The sequence below is a fragment of the Pseudomonas sp. SK2 genome, assembly GCF_016772395.1.
Lineage (GTDB): Bacteria > Pseudomonadota > Gammaproteobacteria > Pseudomonadales > Pseudomonadaceae > Aquipseudomonas > Aquipseudomonas taiwanensis.
On the sequence record NZ_CP061944.1, the window covers coordinates 127,421 to 143,776 of the forward strand.

The 16,356-nt window shown below is 61.6% G+C and carries 15 protein-coding genes; 1 reads left to right on the plus strand and 14 read right to left on the minus strand.

Going from position 1 to position 16,356, the window contains the following annotated elements:
- Position 1: 1 nt before the first annotated feature.
- From IF103_RS00600 to IF103_RS00630, 7 genes are all read right to left on the minus strand, one after another.
- Entirely contained in the window at positions 2–793 is a 792-nt protein-coding gene (locus IF103_RS00600; protein ID WP_023378044.1) for an ABC transporter ATP-binding protein, read from the minus strand.
- Entirely contained in the window at positions 790–1,923 is a 1,134-nt protein-coding gene (locus tag IF103_RS00605; RefSeq protein WP_202675795.1) for an ABC transporter permease, read from the minus strand. Before IF103_RS00605 ends, IF103_RS00600 begins: the two co-directional genes overlap by 4 nt.
- Before the next feature lie 99 nt (positions 1,924–2,022).
- Positions 2,023–3,042, minus strand: a complete 1,020-nt coding sequence (locus IF103_RS00610) for a DUF5924 family protein (RefSeq protein WP_023378046.1) — start codon at positions 3,040–3,042, stop codon at positions 2,023–2,025.
- 94 nt (positions 3,043–3,136) lie between these two features.
- Entirely contained in the window at positions 3,137–4,540 is a 1,404-nt protein-coding gene (locus IF103_RS00615; protein WP_023378047.1) for a M16 family metallopeptidase, read from the minus strand.
- A gap of 29 nt (positions 4,541–4,569) precedes the next feature.
- Entirely contained in the window at positions 4,570–6,228 is a 1,659-nt protein-coding gene (locus IF103_RS00620; RefSeq protein ID WP_023378048.1) for a Na/Pi cotransporter family protein, read from the minus strand.
- 235 nt (positions 6,229–6,463) lie between these two features.
- Complete coding sequence (locus IF103_RS00625) at positions 6,464–7,234, minus strand: TerC family protein (protein ID WP_023378050.1); 771 nt, start codon at positions 7,232–7,234, stop codon at positions 6,464–6,466.
- Positions 7,235–7,300: 66 nt separating this feature from the next.
- Positions 7,301–8,608, minus strand: a complete 1,308-nt coding sequence (locus tag IF103_RS00630; RefSeq protein ID WP_202675796.1) for a CitMHS family transporter — start codon at positions 8,606–8,608, stop codon at positions 7,301–7,303.
- Between the two features lie 266 nt (positions 8,609–8,874).
- On the opposite strand from IF103_RS00630, the gene IF103_RS00635 reads away from it, so the two are divergent.
- Positions 8,875–9,279 carry a GFA family protein gene (locus IF103_RS00635; RefSeq protein ID WP_023378052.1) on the plus strand — a complete coding sequence of 135 codons (405 nt, stop codon included), beginning with the start codon at positions 8,875–8,877 and terminating at the stop codon, positions 9,277–9,279.
- A gap of 35 nt (positions 9,280–9,314) precedes the next feature.
- On the opposite strand, the gene IF103_RS00640 is transcribed toward IF103_RS00635, so the two are convergent.
- The 7 genes from IF103_RS00640 to IF103_RS00670 form a co-directional block, all read right to left on the minus strand.
- Positions 9,315–11,273 carry a DUF7844 domain-containing protein gene (locus tag IF103_RS00640; RefSeq protein ID WP_104883083.1) on the minus strand — a complete coding sequence of 653 codons (1,959 nt, stop codon included), beginning with the start codon at positions 11,271–11,273 and terminating at the stop codon, positions 9,315–9,317.
- Entirely contained in the window at positions 11,270–11,590 is a 321-nt protein-coding gene (locus IF103_RS00645; protein WP_027906620.1) for a DUF2388 domain-containing protein, read from the minus strand. The genes IF103_RS00640 and IF103_RS00645 overlap by 4 nt, the downstream gene beginning before the upstream one ends.
- A 36-nt stretch (positions 11,591–11,626) precedes the next feature.
- Entirely contained in the window at positions 11,627–11,920 is a 294-nt protein-coding gene (locus IF103_RS00650; RefSeq protein ID WP_023378055.1) for a DUF2388 domain-containing protein, read from the minus strand.
- 88 nt (positions 11,921–12,008) lie between these two features.
- Positions 12,009–12,326: a DUF2388 domain-containing protein gene (locus IF103_RS00655; protein WP_023378056.1), complete on the minus strand. Its 318-nt coding sequence runs from the start codon at positions 12,324–12,326 to the stop codon at positions 12,009–12,011.
- A 302-nt stretch (positions 12,327–12,628) separates the two neighbouring features.
- Complete coding sequence (locus tag IF103_RS00660) at positions 12,629–12,844, minus strand: DUF1127 domain-containing protein (RefSeq protein ID WP_023378057.1); 216 nt, start codon at positions 12,842–12,844, stop codon at positions 12,629–12,631.
- A gap of 394 nt (positions 12,845–13,238) precedes the next feature.
- Entirely contained in the window at positions 13,239–14,732 is a 1,494-nt protein-coding gene (scpC, locus tag IF103_RS00665; RefSeq protein ID WP_202675797.1) for a succinyl-CoA:acetate CoA-transferase ScpC, read from the minus strand.
- A 187-nt stretch (positions 14,733–14,919) separates the two neighbouring features.
- Positions 14,920–16,356, minus strand: a complete 1,437-nt coding sequence (locus tag IF103_RS00670) for an NAD(P)(+) transhydrogenase (Re/Si-specific) subunit beta (RefSeq protein ID WP_202675798.1) — start codon at positions 16,354–16,356, stop codon at positions 14,920–14,922.

Here is a 16,356-nt window from a genome sequence, read left to right on the forward strand (position 1 = left end):
TTCAGCGCTCCTGCGCCGCGTTGGTGGCGGCGTGTTCGGCCGCCCGCCCGCGCGGGCCGTGAAAGTATTCGTGAATCCAAGGATCGTCGGTCTGCTCGACCTCGGCCAATGGTCCTGCCACCAGTACCTTCTTCTGCGACAGCACGGCCACACGGTCGGTGATGGTGTAGAGGGTGTCCAGGTCGTGGGTGATGAGAAACACCGACAGGCCCAGGGCGTCGCGCAGGGTAAGGATCAATTGGTCGAAGGCTGCGGCACCGATGGGGTCGAGGCCGGCGGTAGGCTCGTCGAGGAACAGGATGTCCGGATCCAGCGCAAGGGCGCGGGCCAGTGCGGCGCGCTTGATCATGCCGCCGGACAGTGACGACGGGTACTTGTCGGCAGCGGAAATCGGCAGCCCTGCAAGGGCCAGCTTGACCCCGGCCAGGTGCTCGGCATCGGCGCGGGACAGCCCCGCGTGCTCGATCAGGGGCAAGGCAACGTTTTCGGTCACCGTAAGTGAAGAGAACAAGGCGCCCTTCTGGAACAGCACGCCAAAGCGTCGCTCTACCTGTGAGCGCTGGCTCTCATTGAGGCTGGCCAGGTCCTGGCCGAACACCTTGACCTGCCCTTCGTTGGGCCTGCGCAGGCCGATGATGCTACGCAGCAGTACCGACTTGCCGCTGCCAGAACCGCCGACCACGGCCAGGATCTCGCCCCGGTTAAGGTCGAGGTCGAGGTTTTCGTGCACGCTCTGGCTGCCGAAGCGGTTGCAGATGCCCCGCGCTTCAATCACTGCATCCCGGCCATTCACCAACCCATCTCCATGCAGAACAACGCCGCCACCGCATCCAGCACGATGACCACGAAAATCGACTGGACCACGCTGGAGGTGGTATGTACACCGACCGACTCGGCGCTGCCGCTGACCTTGAAGCCCTCCAGGCAGCCGATGGAGGCGATCAGGAAGGCAAAGAACGGCGCTTTGGCCAGCCCGACGAGAAAATGCTGGACGCCGATGTCGCTTTGCAGCAGCGACAGGAACATCGCAGGCGAGATATCCAGTGTCAGGGCGCAGACCACGGCGCCGCCGACGATGCCGCAGATCATTGCGAGGAAGGTCAGCAACGGCAGGGCTATCAACAGGGCCAGTACCCGCGGCACCACCAGCAGTTCGATCGGGTTCAGCCCAAGGGTGCGGATGGCGTCGATTTCTTCATTGGCCTTCATCGAGCCAATTTGTGCGGTGAAGGCGCTGGCTGTCCGTCCGGCCATGAGGATGGCGGTCAACAGCACCCCGAATTCGCGCAGGAAGGAAAATGCCACCAGGTCCACGGTGAATACGGTTGCACCGAAGTCCGCCAGCACCGTAGCGCCGAGAAACGCCACCACCGCCCCCACCAGAAAAGTCAGCAGCGCCACGATGGGCGCTGCATCCAGGCCGGTTTGCTCGATGTGCGCGACCACTGGCGTGACCCTCCAGCGGTGAGGCTGGAAGACGCGCAGCAGGAGGGTTTCCAGGATCAGGCCGACGAAGCCCAGTATCTGCCGGGTGTCCTGCCAGAGTTTGTCCACCGCCCGTCCGATACGTTCCAGTAGCTGCAACAGTACCGGGCGTTCTGGTTCCTTGACCGGAATGCAGTAGTCCTGCACCGAGCAGTAGACATTCTTGAGCAAGGCGCGGCTGGCCTCGGGTAGGTCGTCGGTACAGCGCGACAGCCGATCTGAGCCCAGCAGCTCGGCCAGCAACGAGGCGCCGGCGGTATCCAGTCGCCCCAGTTGACTGAGGTCGGCAATGGTGTCGGCGCCGTATTGCGTACGCAGGTGCTCGCTCGCACGCTTGAGGCTGGCGTAATGGGCCAGCGTCCAGTCACCGACAATGCGCAGGCAAGCCGGTTGAACGCTAGTGTCCAGGGTGGCGCTTGGGGTGGTCATAGGCTCCATGCAACTGACGGTCCGCTAGGCGTAGAGCCTGATCATAGCGCAGCAGGCATGGAGTGGTTTGTTGAGAATGTGCTGTCTACGGCTACAAAAGACCTGAGCTCATGGCGCGGCGTCGTCCACCACCTTGAAGCGCAGCACGCCGATGACCTGGCCATCCTCGGTCAGCACTCGCACTTGCCACTTGCCCACCGGGTTGGGCGGGAAATTCTGCTTGTGGGTCCAGGCCCGGTAGCCTTCCTTGCGCCCGCCATGGATGTCGAGGGCGATGCGGTCGACCTCTTTGCCATCCTTCTGCCACACATGGTAGATCCGCTCGTTCAGGCCCCGAGGTGCGTTGATGGCGGTGTAGGCGTACAAGCCACTGCTGCGGATGCGACTGGCGGCAATTTCATCGAGCGAGTCGCCCGGCTGGCGGTTCAGCACCTCAGTGCTCACTGCCACTTCGGTCATCCACAACGTCGCCGGTGGTACCCAGGAACGCAGCAGCCATCCGCCGCCGCCAACCGCCAGGGTCACCAGTACCAGCGCCACGCCTCGCCGCCAGTTGTTGATCGGGAAACTGCTGGCCAGGCTCGGGAACGACAGCGCCATTGCCGCGATCAGCGCCAGCTTGAAGCTTTGGGCTGTGGTCAGGTGAAGGATGATCGGGAGCGCGGTGAGCAGCGCTGCGAACAACGTCAGGGTATGCAGGGCGAGGAACAGCCAGCGGCGCGGGGCCAGCCACTTGTAGTACAGCGGGTCGATGATCGAAATCAGTCCGGCAGCGCCCAGCAAGCCGGTGAAGACCAGTTGTCCGCTGTTCCAGGTGGTGGTGATGAAGAAGAACGGCAGGACGAAGAACAGGCTTTCCTGGTGGATCATCTGCGTCGCGTAACGCAGCAGCGGCTGTGGGATCTCGCGGTTGAAGGTGCGGGCGAACAGGCCGGTGAGGGTGTTTTCGAGCATCAGCCAGACCCAACTGACCAGCATGAGAACGGCTACCCAGCTAGCCAGGCCGGCTTGGCGATCGACCAGGATGAAACTGCCGATACCGGAAAGAAAACCGCCGAGAGCGATGATGCCGGGGTAGCGTTTGAGCAGTTCGATGACGCGCTGGACGAAGTGGGGTATTGGGGGCATGGGTTTACAACAAGGCATATGGGGAGGCAGTGTCGGCCTTTCGCGGGTAGACCCGCGAACCGGCCGCTGATGGCGAAAGGATACCGCCGATTTACTACTGCCGTGTAGCACCGCTTGGTCGCTTCGCGCCATGACCGCGCCAACGCAGCAACCCCAGCGCCAGAATCAGTCCCAGCAACAAGGCAACCAGCCCATACAGTTCGTCATACCCCAGCAACGGCTTCTCGATACGCAAATAGCCTTGGTCCTTGAGCAATGTCTGCAACGCATCGTTGGCTTGCTCCAGTGTCACTTGGCGTAGCTTGCGTGCCGGGTCGGGGAAGCGTCCGTTGCTGTAGTCGTTGAGCGCCCCCCAGTAATAGTCAGCAAGGGCACTGTTACCCTGGGTGCTCCAGCTTTCCTTGGCGACGGCGGCATCCTTGATGCGCGCGAAGGTATCAGGGTCCAGGCCGTCCTTGCGCAGGTGATCCAACAGCTGTTGCATCACCTTGGTCGCCTTGTCGATGTCGTCGCGCTCAAGGTCGGCGTTGAGGCTGAGCATGCCGCTGTCACCGAAGCTCTCACGCTGAACAGTTGGACCGTACGACAGGCCATGACGCAGGCGCAGCTGGTCGTAGACGGCCCACTCCAGGTAGCGTGAGAGCAGGTCGAGGGTGCTCTGGTGGTCGTTGTCCAGCACCGGCTCGATGAACAGCCAGTGCAGTTTGACGCTGTCGCCGAGCCACCCTTTGATGAGTTCGCGACGTTGCTGGGCAGGTTGGCTGATGCTGTCGAGGTTGCGTCGTTCTTCGGGTTCGGTGGCTGGCAGTTCGCCATAGGTGCGTTCGAGGTAGGCCGGCAGCAACCGATCAAGGCCACCGACCATGATCAGCGTCATGTTGTTGGCCGCGTACCAGCGCTCGCGCAGGGCTTGGACCTGCTCCAGGGTCATGTCGTCCAGCTTGGAGCGCTCCGGACATTTGAGGCCCAGCTCGACAGCCAGCTGGTCGCTGGCGGGGTGACCGATGTCCTGGCGGTCGAGCCAACGCTGCAGGTGACCATAATGGCCACCATCTTCACGTTCGATGATGCGCTTGGCCGTGGCCAGCGCCTCGGCGTCGATGCGAGTATCGCGGATGACCGCCAACAGCAGGTCGAGGACTTTGCGCTGGTTGCGTGCCGGCGCTTCGATCACGAACGTGGTGTCGGCGCTGCTGGTGTAGGCATTCCATTCCCCGCCCAGTGCCTGCAGCCGTTCTTCGAGCCCCCCCTCCCCGGTCTCGTCGATACCGCTGAACAGCAGGTGTTCGAGCAGGTGCGGCAACTCCTTCTGGTCACAGTCGAAATCGTCCAGGCCAACGCCCACTACCAGGCGGATGGCGACATGGTCGCGTTCATAGCCGGACTTCAGGATCACTTGCAGGCCATTGGGTAGCAGATAGCCCTCAACGCTCGACCGGTCGAGGGCCAGCGTGGGCAGGCTGCAGATCAGCAGGCAAAGGAACATCAGGCAACGCATGGGCGAGCTTGGGTCTCCGGTCAGCGAGATCAGGGCAAGCGGGCTTCGTCCGGTACAGTGTCGAGCATCAGCCCGCCAGTATCGGAACCGCCCAGTACAACGTAGGCACTGCTGCAGAACAAAGAGTTCAACCGCTTCATGTCAGCGATCAGCTCCAAGTGTAGCGAACTGGTTTCGATACTTTGTACCACCTTGCGTTGCAGTCGGCTGACATGGGCATGAGCCAGGCGCCGCTCCTGGGCTCGGAAGCGACGTTTTTCCCGGAGCAGCAAGTGGGCGCTCTGAGGGTCGGCGCTGAGAAATACCGACAGGCCAAGTCGCAGGTTGGCCAGCAACTGCTCCTGCAAACCGGTCAGTTCCTCCAGGCCGACTTGGGAAAACTCCCGGCGCTGGCTGGTTTTCTGCTGCTGGACTTTGCGCAGCATGCGCTCGATCAGGTCGCAGGCCAGCTTCAGGTTGATGGCCAGTTCGATGATCTCGGCCCAGCGGCGATTGTCTTGGTCGCTCAAGTCTTCGCGAGTCATTTGTGCCAGGTACAGCTTGATCGCGCTGTACAGGGCCTCGCCATCCTCGCCCAAGGCCCGGACCTGCTGAGGCAAGGCGGTCTGGGTGCCGCGCAAGGCGCCAAGCATCGCTTCGAGCATGTTGTCGACGATGTCGCCCAGGCGCAGGGTTTCCCGGGCGGCGTTGGCCAGGGCCAGGCTGGGCGTGCTCAAGGCGGCAGGGTCGAGGTGACGGGGGCGAATCTGGCCGTTTCCGTTTTCACGCTCGGGCAGCAGGCTATTGCACAGCCGACCCATGGGTTTGACGGTGGGCAGCATGATCAGGCAGCGCAGCGTGTTGTAGAGCAGGTGGAAGCCGATGACCAGCTCTTGCGGGCTGAAACTCAGGCTATCCATCCAGTTCACCAGTGGATGCAGCACGGGAATGATCAGCAGCAGGCCGATCAGCTTGTACAGCAGGCTGCCCAATGCCACTCGGCGGCCGGAGGCGTTCTGCATGCTGGTGCTGATGAAGGCCAACAGGCCACTGCCGATGTTCGCGCCCACCACCAGGCCGATGGCCACGGGCAGGCTGATCAATTCGGCGCCCGCCAGAGTGGCGGTAAGCAGCACGGCGGCCAGGCTGGAATAGGTGATCATGGCGAACAGCGCGCCAACCAGGGCGTCGAGCAGAATGTCGCCGGTGAGCGAGGCGAACAGCACTTTTACGCCCTGCGCGTGGGTAATGGGCGCCGCGGCCTGTACGATCAGTTCGAGGGCCAGGATGATCAGACCCAGGCCGATCGCTACCCGGCCCAACTGGCCCAGACGCGTCTGTTTGCGTGACAGGAAGAAGATGACGCCGATGAACACCAGCAGCGGCGACAGCCACGACAGGTCGAAGGTCAGGACCCTGGCCATCAACGCAGTGCCGACGTCGGCCCCCAGCATGATCGCCAGCGCGGGGGTCATCGCCATCAAGCCTTGGCTGACGAACGACGTCACCAGCATGGCGGTGGCGTTGCTGCTTTGCACCATGGCTGTAACCAGAATCCCGGCGATGAAGGCCATCGGGCGGCGGTTCATGTTCTGGCTCAGTACGCGGCGCAGGTTGGAGCCGAACACGCGCAGGATCCCAGTACGGACGATGTGTGTGCCCCATACCAGCAATGCCACGGCGGAGAGCAGGTTGAGCAGGGTCAGCATGTGTAGCCCCCCTTCCTTCTTTGCCCCAGTGTCAGGGCCAATGGGTGAAGCGGTGAGCCTGGCCCGGGGGTGGGCTTCTTTTCAGTGCTCACTCAAGCTTTAGTTGTTTTGCGGACGTGGCGCCAGCTTGGCATGGCTGGAACATATTTGAAACATTTGATGATCGTCCGGCGACAGTGCAGGTCACACGAACAAAAAAAGCCCCGAAGGGCTTTTAATGTCGCACGCTCCAGTCTTATTGACCTGGAATGTCCTTGCGCAGTTTCACCGGCTCATGCTCTTTGCCCTGCTTGCGCGCCATGGCGGTACGCATGCGGATGTTGATGGCTTCCACCGCCAGGGAGAAGGCCATGGCGAAGTAGACGTAGCCCTTGGGCACATGCACGTCGAACGACTCGGCGATCAGCACCGTGCCCACCACGATCAGGAATGACAGCGCGAGCATCTTCAGCGACGGGTGTTTGTCGATGAAATTGCTGATGGCACCTGCGCACAGCATCATCACCAGTACAGCCACGATGATGGCGGCGATCATGACCGGCACATGCGACACCATCCCAACGGCAGTGATGACCGAGTCCAGGGAGAACACGATGTCGATGATGGCGATCTGGATGATGGTGTAGAAGAACTTGCCGCCTGCGCCTTTGGGTTCTTCTTGGTTTTCGTCCTCACCTTCCAGGCCGTGGTAGATCTCCTGGGAGCTTTTCCACAGCAGGAACAGGCCACCGAAGAACAGGATCAGGTCGCGGCCGGAAATACCCTGGCCGAAGATCACGAACAGGTCGGCCGTCAGGCGCATGACCCAGGTGATGGACAGCAGCAGCATGATGCGCGTGACCATGGCCAGGGCCAGGCCGAAGATCCGGGTGCGCGGCTGCATGTGCTTGGGCATGCGGCTGACCAGGATCGAGATCATGATGATGTTGTCGATACCGAGAACGATCTCAAGCGCGGTGAGGGTGAAAAAGGCAACCCAGATTTCCGGGCTGGTCAGCCATTCCATGTGTATTCCTTCAAACGATAAAGGCGCTGCGCACAGTGAAGCACGCAGCGCGGTTGGGTGATGCGTTTACAGACTGCTGAACAGCGGGAAAATGCCCATCAACAGCGCGGCGAGCATTATGCACAGGCAGACCAGCACTGCCCACTTGAGGGTGAAGCGCTGATGGTCACCGAACTCGATACCGGCCAGGGCCACCAGCAGGTAGGTAGAGGGTACCAAGGGGCTCAGCAGGTGTACCGGCTGTCCGACGATCGACGCACGGGCCATTTCCACCGGGCTGATGCCGTAATGGCTGGCGGCTTCCGAGAGCACCGGCAGTACGCCGTAGTAGAAGGCGTCGTTGGACATGAAGAAGGTGAACGGCATGCTCACGATCGCGGTGATCACTGCCAGGTACGGCCCCAATGCCTCTGGAATGACAGCGAGCAGGCTCTTGGACATCGCCTCGACCATGCCGGTACCCGAGAGAATGCCAGTGAAGATGCCGGCGGCGAAGATCAGCCCGGTGACTGCCAACACGCTGCCAGCATGGGCGGCGATACGGTCTTTTTGCTGCTGCAGGCACGGGTAGTTGACGATCATGGCGATGCTGAAGGCGATCATGAACAGCACGGGCAGCGGCAACACGCCTGCGATCAGGGCCACCATCAGTGCGGCGGTCAGGGCACCGTTGAACCAGATCAGCTTCGGACGACGAGCTTCGGGGAACTGCGAGACGCTGATTTCGCTGTGGTCGATATCGTCGGTCGGCAGGTGCAGTTCGCCCAGGCGGGCACGCTCGCGCTTGCCGTACAGATAGGCGATGGCAAGAATCGCCAGCACGCCGAAGACCATGGCCGGAATCATCGGCACGAAGATGTCGGATGGGTCCACATGCAGGGCGCTGGCGGCGCGAGCGCTCGGGCCGCCCCATGGGGTCATGTTCATGACCCCACCGGCCAGGATGATCAGGCCGGCCATGATCCGCGGGCTCATGCCCAGGCGGCTGTACAGCGGTAGCATCGCGGCGCAGCAGATCATGTAGGTCGTGGCGCCGTCCCCGTCGAGCGAGACCACCAGGGCCAGGGCGGCAGTGCCGACAGAAACTTTCAGCGGGTCGCCCTTGACCAGTTTGAGGATCTTGCGCACGGCCGGGTCGAACAGGCCGGAATCGATCATCAGGGCGAAGTAGAGGATGGCGAACATCAGCATCACGCCAGTCGGCGCAAGCTTGCTGATGCCCTCGAGCATCATGGGGCCGATCTTGGCGGAAAAGCCCCCGAACACGGCGAACAGGATCGGTACCAGGATCAGCGCGATCAAGGCCGACAGGCGCTTGGTCATGATCAGGTACATGAAGGTGATGACCATGGCAAAGCCGAGGAAGGTCAGCATGGCGGTACTCCAGGCGTGGCGCGGCGAAAGGACAGTCGATTCGGGCTGATCAGCGCGTGATGCGCTGCGCGGGGAGTAAGCGAAGTGGGACTACGAACGGGCGGGCACAGGAAAACATCAGAATCACCATTGTTGTTGTTGATTGGGCCGGGCATGGACGTTTCCGAATGCCCTGGCTGACCGGTCTGCTGCCGGTGGTGGGGCTATCCTATTGGCGCAAGCTTTCAGCCAGCTTTCGCCTCGATGAAGGCGACAGGAGGTAGGTCATGACGGAATCACTCGAAGGAGGTTGCCATTGCGGCGCCCTGCGCTACCGGCTGGAGGGCGATCTGACGGATATCGCCCATTGCCATTGCTCGATCTGCCGGAGGGTCACAGGCGGGTTGCTGGTGACTTGGCTCACCCTGCCCCGCGACGGTTTCACCTGGCTGGCCGGCACGCCCAACCGTTATGTCGCGCCGACCAGTTGTAGCCGGTACTTCTGTGGCCACTGCGGCGCGCACGTGGCGTTGGAGACCACGCACAGTCCGCAAAGCATCGATGTGACAGTGGGCACGCTGGACTACCCGGAGCGCGTCCGGGCCAACCGGCATATCTGGATTGCAAGCCGCTTGCCGTGGCTGCACCTGGATGAGGACTTGCCTGGGGAGGTCGAAGAGAGATACCTGTAGGAGCCGACTAGCCGGCGATGAGGCCGCTGCAGGCACTACGGTAACTGCAACCCACCCGCGGCCTTGTGCAGCGCCCGCAGGTGCTCGCCAACCTGCTTCACATTGGCCTCGACAGCGGCAATTTCCCTGGCCCGCGACGGCTTCAGCAACGCCCTCACCTCTTTGTCCAGGTCGGTGCTCAGGCGCAGTAGTTGGGCCTGCCGCTCACTGCTGACCTTTTCCAGGTGCTGGCGCTCTTCCGGCTGCGGCAGGCCGTAGCCCCTGGCGTCGAGCAATTCTGCTGGCCGGCTGAGGAAGCCACTGTTGGCCAGCATCTGCTGCAGGGCCTTGTTGGCCTTGTCGATGCTGCCATCCTTGAGCGCACTGGCATTGAGATAGCGTTGCTTGACCTCATCCTGAGCCAGCAGAAGTTGGCGACGCAGACTGGCTTGTTCGAGCAGTAGCAAGGCCGCACTGGTTCGCAGATCGGCCTGCTGGAACCAGCCGCGACGCCGATCGGCATCCAGGGCTAGCCAGTCCTCGACCTTGTCCTGCTTGATCGGCAGCTGCTTCTTCAACACCTCGAACATGGCCTGGTAGCGATCGCGGTAGGAGTCGAAGCGATAACCCAGGCGCAGCGCCTCGCGCGGGTCGTCGAGCACGCTGGTATCGGCCAGCCCTCGCCCTTTGAGCACTTCCAGCAGGCCGTTGGGCATGATGTTGTCCAGGTCGTTCAAGCGTGGATTGGCCGTGCCGCTGCGCAGCAGCTTGAGCGATTCCACTGCGCAATTGTTGGACAGAAAGTAGTAGTTGCCGTCATAGCTCCAGTGCATCTCTGCCGCTTGGCGGACCAGGTTTTCGATCTCTGGGCGGCTGAGCTTGAGGGGAACGGAGGCCAGGCTGCGCAGTTCGGTCTTGGTGTATTCGTCGATCACCTGACCCAGCGGTAGGACGAACAGCCGTGATGGATACGCCCCGACCAGGCCGTCCCAGCTGGACAGTTGTACGTCGTTGACGAACGCGCGATACGACAGTACCAGATGCTGGTCAAGGTCCAGCCGACAGTCTGGGCCGCGTGGGCGCCCTGGCGCGCAGATCACCAGGCGCAACATGCTGTGGCCCCAGCGGCTGACCCAGTTCTGATTGGCTTCGGCCAGCAGGTAGTCGACTTCGTAGACCCGTTGCGGGTCGATTTCGCCCAGCGGTTGGCGGGCGAAGTCGCTGCCTGCGTTGAGGAACGGCAGGCCCTTGGCACAGGTGTCCTGCGGCGGCGCCCAGCCAAAGTGGTCTCGCAGATACTGGTTGAGCGCTGGGCGGCGGCAACCGTAGCTTGGGTCAAGCAGGAAGTACTCCATATTGACCGCGATGAATTCCTTCGGGCTGCTCAGTTCATACGTGTCAGGGCTGCGAACGCCCTGGCCGTTGTGCTGTTCGCGTTCTCCACGGCGCCCCACGTACTGCGGCCAGCCGGCAAGGTCCAGCAGACGTGGGTCGTCACTCAGGGTGAAGCGGCGTTCGGCCTGGCCACGGCATTGTTCTGGCAAGCCGACTTTGCCCAGGGTGCCCTGCTGGCGCTTGCATTGGGCAATCAAAGAACGATCGGCACTGGACCAGAGGCGGGCTCGGTCGTAGATATGGGTCAGTTCGTGCAGAACGGTGGCCAGAAGTTCCTGGCGAACCGTGCCGTGCGGGCGGTTGGTGCGTTCGCGCGCGGCGCTGCCATCGACCAGTCCCGGCAGTAGCCGGCTGTTGAGCGCCAGCGTGGAAACCAGAGATGCCTGTCCATAAGCGTCAGCGGGCATCGCATTGCTCCAGCTGACCAGGATGCGGCGGTCCAACTGCTGTTTGAAGCGCGGCGGCAACTTGCCCAGTGCTTCGTCAAGCAGGGCTTGGGTGGCTTGCTGTTCTGGGGAAGTGAGGCCGGAAGCCTGCAGCTCGAGCTGCAGGTCGGCCAGGGCGGGCGTGCCGAGCAGTGTCAGCACACCGCCGAGCAGCCAGGCACGCAAGGATTTCACAGCGCGAGGATGGCTTCTGCCAGTACCTGGTCACTGGCGCCACGCGCTTCGGGAACGCGTTCGCGCAGGGTGTTGAAGGCAGCCTCGAGCTGGGCGCCACGGATATCACCGTTGCTGGCGACAAAGCTGGCAGCATCGTCGTGCGCTTCACGTACCACTTTCGAGTCGCGGATCGAGGTGGTGGTGTCAGAGGTGAAGTCGATCGAACGGCCAAAGGCACGCACGATGATGTTGCTGGTGGCCACCAGGGTTTGCGCCTGAGCCAGGTCGGCCAGCACGAGCATGCCGAGGGTGGCGGCGATCAGCGATTTACGCATGGAACATCTCCGGAACATACAAGGAGTCAGGTGTAGTTATTGGACGAGAATTGCTTCTGCCAGTTCAAGGTCGCCGACAGAGTGCCGGGCACCACTGTGCCGCAAAGCGCCGAGGGCGGCTTCAAGGCGGGCACCGCGAATCATGCCGTCGCTGGCCACGAAGGCCGCAGCATCGTCCCGGGCTTGCCGGACCAGCTTGCGGTCGAACGGGGCGGTGGTGACCTGACTGGTGACATAGCCAGTGATGACCAGGCTCTGTGTGGTGGTGTCCATGGCATGGGCTTGCGCCATCCCGACAACGGCGAACAGCAAGGGCAACAGATAACGCATGGGTATTCTAAAGGCTTGGAACGTGGACAGCGAAGGCTACCCCGGATGGGCCGGCCAGAGCCAGCGCATCCGTTTTAGCCGTTACGAGTCAAAGCGCGAGGATGGCCTGGGCAAGTTGAGCGTCACTGGCCTGCAGGGCGGGCATCTGCGAGCGAATGTGCACGAAGGCGCTTTCCAGCTTGGCGCCGCGGATGGCGCCCTGGCTACCGACGAAGCTGGCGGCATCGTCACGGGCGGCCTGAACGATCTTGTCATCTTTGAACGAGGACGAGACATCGGACGTGGCGTCGGTCGAGGCGGCGACTGCGCCAACGACAGCATCGGTGGTAACGACGAAGCTGGTGGCGTTGGCAGTGCCGACGAGGCTCAGCAGCAGTGCGGCACCAATCAGGTGGTTGCGGGACATGATCGTGGACTCCTGGACTAGGGGCAGTGGTACTGCTTATCGGACGCTTACACGGCTATTGGCGGTACGTTACAACAAGATGTTCTACCAGAGTGCTGAAGCAAGCGTATCACGCGCCGATGTTTCTGGATGTTAATGAGCACTGCGCAGCTTAACTGTTATGGTTGTTTTCTGAATTACAGAAACTGTACCTGTTTCGAGTTAGGGGTGCTCTAGCTCGGGGCCTAAATAAAAAACCCGCTGCAGTTTCCTGCAACGGGTTAGGGAAATCGCGGTGCCGGCCGTAGCCGGCGAACCGGTGCTTAGCGCCAGAACGGCTTGCTCAGCTCTTCGTAACGCTGCGACTCGCTGATACCGGCGTCGGCCAGCAGGCGGGCGTCCAGGCGAGCCAGTTGACGGCGGCTGGCCATGCGACGCTGCCAGAGCAGCAGGGTGGAGAGCGCGCGCAGCGGCAGCGAAGCGTTAGATTGCTGGGCGTTGTTTTCAAAAACCAGACCGGAACTGAGGGTACGTTCCATGATGTGACATCCTTCCGCTTATGGCGGCATTAGGTAGTGATTTAACTGATGCCAATGATCCTCTCCTGTCGTCCATAACAGTAGATACAGTTCAATGGTAATGCGATGGTCCAGTTAACTGTTTAACCCTACTGTTGCACTCGAAACTGGCGCAACTGTACTGGTCCGCACTGATATGGTGCGAATTTGAATAATGAGATGGGTTTTATGCGTCGGGAAGGTCGCGATTAACGGTACAGTAGTACAGTTTTTTCGTGAGACTGAAGTGGTCTGTCCGGGCGAGTGGTTTGACTCTACTGGCGCTATCGCCGGCAAGCCGGCCCCTACAGGGATGGTGTACATCCAGTAGGAGCCGGCTTGCCGGCGATAGGGGTGTCACAGTGAAGCGGCTGGATCAGCTGGCCAGCATGCGACCGGTTTCTTCCAGGTTTTCGTGCCAGCTCAGCGCCTCACGCAGGATGTGCGGGGTGTGGCCGCCACGTTGGCAGGCGCGCTCGAAGTAATCGTTCAGCGCGGCGCGGTAGTCCGGGTGGACACAGTTGTCGATGATCGCACGGGCCCGCTCACGTGGCGCCAGGCCGCGCAAGTCTGCCAGGCCTTGCTCGGTGACCAGAATGTCGACATCGTGCTCGGTGTGGTCGACGTGGCTGACCATAGGCACGACGCTGGAAATGGCACCGCCTTTGGCGATCGACTTGGTCACGAATACGGCAAGGTGCGCGTTACGGGCGAAATCGCCGGAACCGCCAATGCCGTTCATCATCTTGGTGCCGCACACGTGGGTGGAGTTCACGTTGCCGTAGATGTCGAACTCCAGGGCGGTGTTGATGCCGATGATGCCCAGGCGACGCACGACTTCCGGGTGGTTGGAGATTTCCTGCGGGCGCAGGACCAGCTTGTCCTTGTAACGCTCGAGGTTGCCGAAGACGTCGGCATTGCGACGGGTCGACAGGGTGATCGAGCTGCCCGAGGCGAAACTCAGCTTGCCGGCGTCGATCAGGTCGAAGGTCGAGTCCTGCAGTACTTCGGAGTACATCGTCAGGTCTTCGAACGGCGACTCGATCAGGCCGCACATCACCGCGTTGGCGATGCTGCCGATACCGGCTTGCAGCGGGCCGAGCTTGTTGGTCATGCGACCGGCCTCGACTTCGCCCTTGAGGAAGTCGATCAGGTGGTCGGCGATGGCCTGGGTTTCGTCGTCCGGCGGCAGAACAGTCGACGGCGAGTCCGGCAGGTCGCTGATGACGATACCGACGATCTTGGCTGGGTCGATCGGGATGGCGGTGCTGCCGATACGGTCGTCGACCTTGACCAACGGAATGGGCGTGCGGGTCGGACGGTAGGTCGGGATATAGATGTCGTGCAGGCCTTCGAGATTGGCATTGTGCGACAGGTTGATCTCGACGATCACTTGCTTGGCGAAGATCGCGAAGCTCGCCGAGTTGCCCACCGAAGTGGTCGGCACGATGTGGCCCTCTTCGGTGATCGCCACCGCTTCGATGACAGCGATGTCAGGCAGTTTCAGCTGCTTGTTGCGCAGCTGTTCGACCGTTTCCGAAAGGTGCTGGTCGATGAACATCACCTTGCCATCGTTGATGGCCTTGCGCAGGGTGTTGTCAACCTGGAAGGGCATGCGACGAGCCAAGACTCCGGCTTCGGTCAGTTGCTTGTCCAGGTCGTTGCCCAGGCTGGCGCCAGTCATCAGGCTGATTTGCAGCGGCGACTGCTTGGCGCGCTCGGCCAGTGCATGGGGTACGGCCTTGGCTTCGCCGGCGCGGGTGAAACCGCTCATGCCGACGGTCATGCCGTCCTCGATCAGACCAGCGGCATCAGCCGCACTCATTACCTTGCTGTGCAGGGAGGACAAGCGGATACGATCACGGTACATGGATTGTTATCTCGGGCTACTGAGGCTACTGCAGCGCAGTCTAGAGATTTCGCCCGTCGCCGTCCCACGACCATGGTCGTATGAGAACCCAGGAAATAGAGCCGTTGATCTGGAGCAATGAATGAGGAAGCCCCGGTCGATTCTGACCGGGGCTTCCTTTATAGCGCAGGGTTTGAAGCGGGTGTCGTCACTCCACTGCCTTGACCATGTCCTCGATGACTTTCTTCGCGTCACCGAACACCATCATGGTCTTGTCCAAGTAGAACAGTTCGTTGTCCAGGCCCGCATAGCCGCTGGCCATGGAGCGCTTGTTGACGATGATGGTCTTGGCCTTGAACGCTTCCAGGATTGGCATGCCGGCAATCGGCGACTTAGGATCGTTTTTCGCTGCCGGGTTGACCACGTCGTTGGCACCCAATACCAACACCACGTCGGCCTGGCCGAACTCGGCGTTGATGTCCTCCATCTCGAACACCTGGTCGTACGGCACTTCGGCCTCGGCCAGCAGCACGTTCATGTGTCCAGGCATGCGCCCCGCTACCGGGTGGATCGCATACTTCACGGTCACGCCGTTGTGGGTCAGTTTTTCGGTCAACTCCTTCAACGCGTGCTGGGCGCGCGCAACGGCCAGGCCGTAGCCCGGAACGATGATCACGCTGTCGGCGTTGCTCAGCAGGAACGTGGCATCGTCGGCCGAGCCGGACTTCACCGGGCGTTGTTCTTTCGAACCCGCCGCTGCGCCGGCATCGGCATCACCGCCAAAGCCGCCGAGGATGACGTTGAAGAACGATCGGTTCATCGCCTTGCACATGATGTACGAAAGAATCGCACCGCTGGAACCGACCAGCGAGCCAGCGATGATCAGCATCGAGTTGTTCAGCGAGAAACCGATGCCCGCCGCCGCCCACCCCGAGTAGCTGTTGAGCATCGACACCACCACAGGCATGTCGGCGCCACCGATCGGGATAATGATCAGCACACCCATGATGAAGGCCAGGACCAGCATCAGGGTGAAGGCGCTGTAATGGCCAGTGAAGGTGAACAACAGGCCCAGCAGGATCGTGGTCAGGCCCAGGATCAGGTTCAGCTTGTGCTGACCCGCGAACTGTACCGGTGCTCCTTGGAAGAGACGGAACTTGTACTTGCCGGACAGCTTGCCGAAGGCGATCACCGAACCGGAGAAGGTGATCGCACCGATAGCCGCACCCAGGAACAGCTCCAGCCGGTTACCGGTTGGAATCGGGTCGCTGATGCTGGCCACGATACCCAGCGACTGAGGTTCAAGCACGGCGGCGATGGCGATGAACACGGCAGCCAGGCCGATCATGCTGTGCATGAAGGCGACCAGTTCAGGCATTTTGGTCATTTCAACGCGCTTGGCCATGATCGAGCCGGCGGTACCACCGATCAGCAGGCCCAGGATCACATAGCCGATACCTGCGGTCGCCAGTTCGGAACCAAGCTTGTAGATGAGGCCGACGGTGGTGAGCATCGCGATGCCCATGCCGATCATGCCGAACACGTTGCCGCGGCGCGATGTGGTCGGGTGCGAAAGCCCCTTCAGTGCCTGGATGAAGCACACCGACGCGACGAGGTAGAGAAGCGTTACCAGATTCATGCTCAT

Coding starts and splice junctions, on each gene's coding strand:
- IF103_RS00605 (WP_202675795.1), bottom strand. CDS start 1,923: ATGGAGCCTATGACCACCCCAAGCGCCACCCTGGACACTAGCGTTCAA.
- IF103_RS00610 (WP_023378046.1), bottom strand. CDS start 3,042: ATGCCCCCAATACCCCACTTCGTCCAGCGCGTCATCGAACTGCTCAAA.
- IF103_RS00615 (WP_023378047.1), bottom strand. CDS start 4,540: ATGCGTTGCCTGATGTTCCTTTGCCTGCTGATCTGCAGCCTGCCCACG.
- IF103_RS00620 (WP_023378048.1), bottom strand. CDS start 6,228: ATGCTGACCCTGCTCAACCTGCTCTCCGCCGTGGCATTGCTGGTATGG.
- IF103_RS00625 (WP_023378050.1), bottom strand. CDS start 7,234: ATGGAATGGCTGACCAGCCCGGAAATCTGGGTTGCCTTTTTCACCCTC.
- IF103_RS00630 (WP_202675796.1), bottom strand. CDS start 8,608: ATGCTGACCTTCCTCGGCTTTGCCATGGTCATCACCTTCATGTACCTG.
- IF103_RS00635 (WP_023378052.1), top strand. CDS start 8,875: ATGACGGAATCACTCGAAGGAGGTTGCCATTGCGGCGCCCTGCGCTAC.
- IF103_RS00645 (WP_027906620.1), bottom strand. CDS start 11,590: ATGCGTAAATCGCTGATCGCCGCCACCCTCGGCATGCTCGTGCTGGCC.
- IF103_RS00650 (WP_023378055.1), bottom strand. CDS start 11,920: ATGCGTTATCTGTTGCCCTTGCTGTTCGCCGTTGTCGGGATGGCGCAA.
- IF103_RS00655 (WP_023378056.1), bottom strand. CDS start 12,326: ATGTCCCGCAACCACCTGATTGGTGCCGCACTGCTGCTGAGCCTCGTC.
- IF103_RS00660 (WP_023378057.1), bottom strand. CDS start 12,844: ATGGAACGTACCCTCAGTTCCGGTCTGGTTTTTGAAAACAACGCCCAG.
- scpC (WP_202675797.1), bottom strand. CDS start 14,732: ATGTACCGTGATCGTATCCGCTTGTCCTCCCTGCACAGCAAGGTAATG.
- IF103_RS00670 (WP_202675798.1), bottom strand. CDS start 16,356: ATGAGCATGAATCTGGTAACGCTTCTCTACCTCGTCGCGTCGGTGTGC.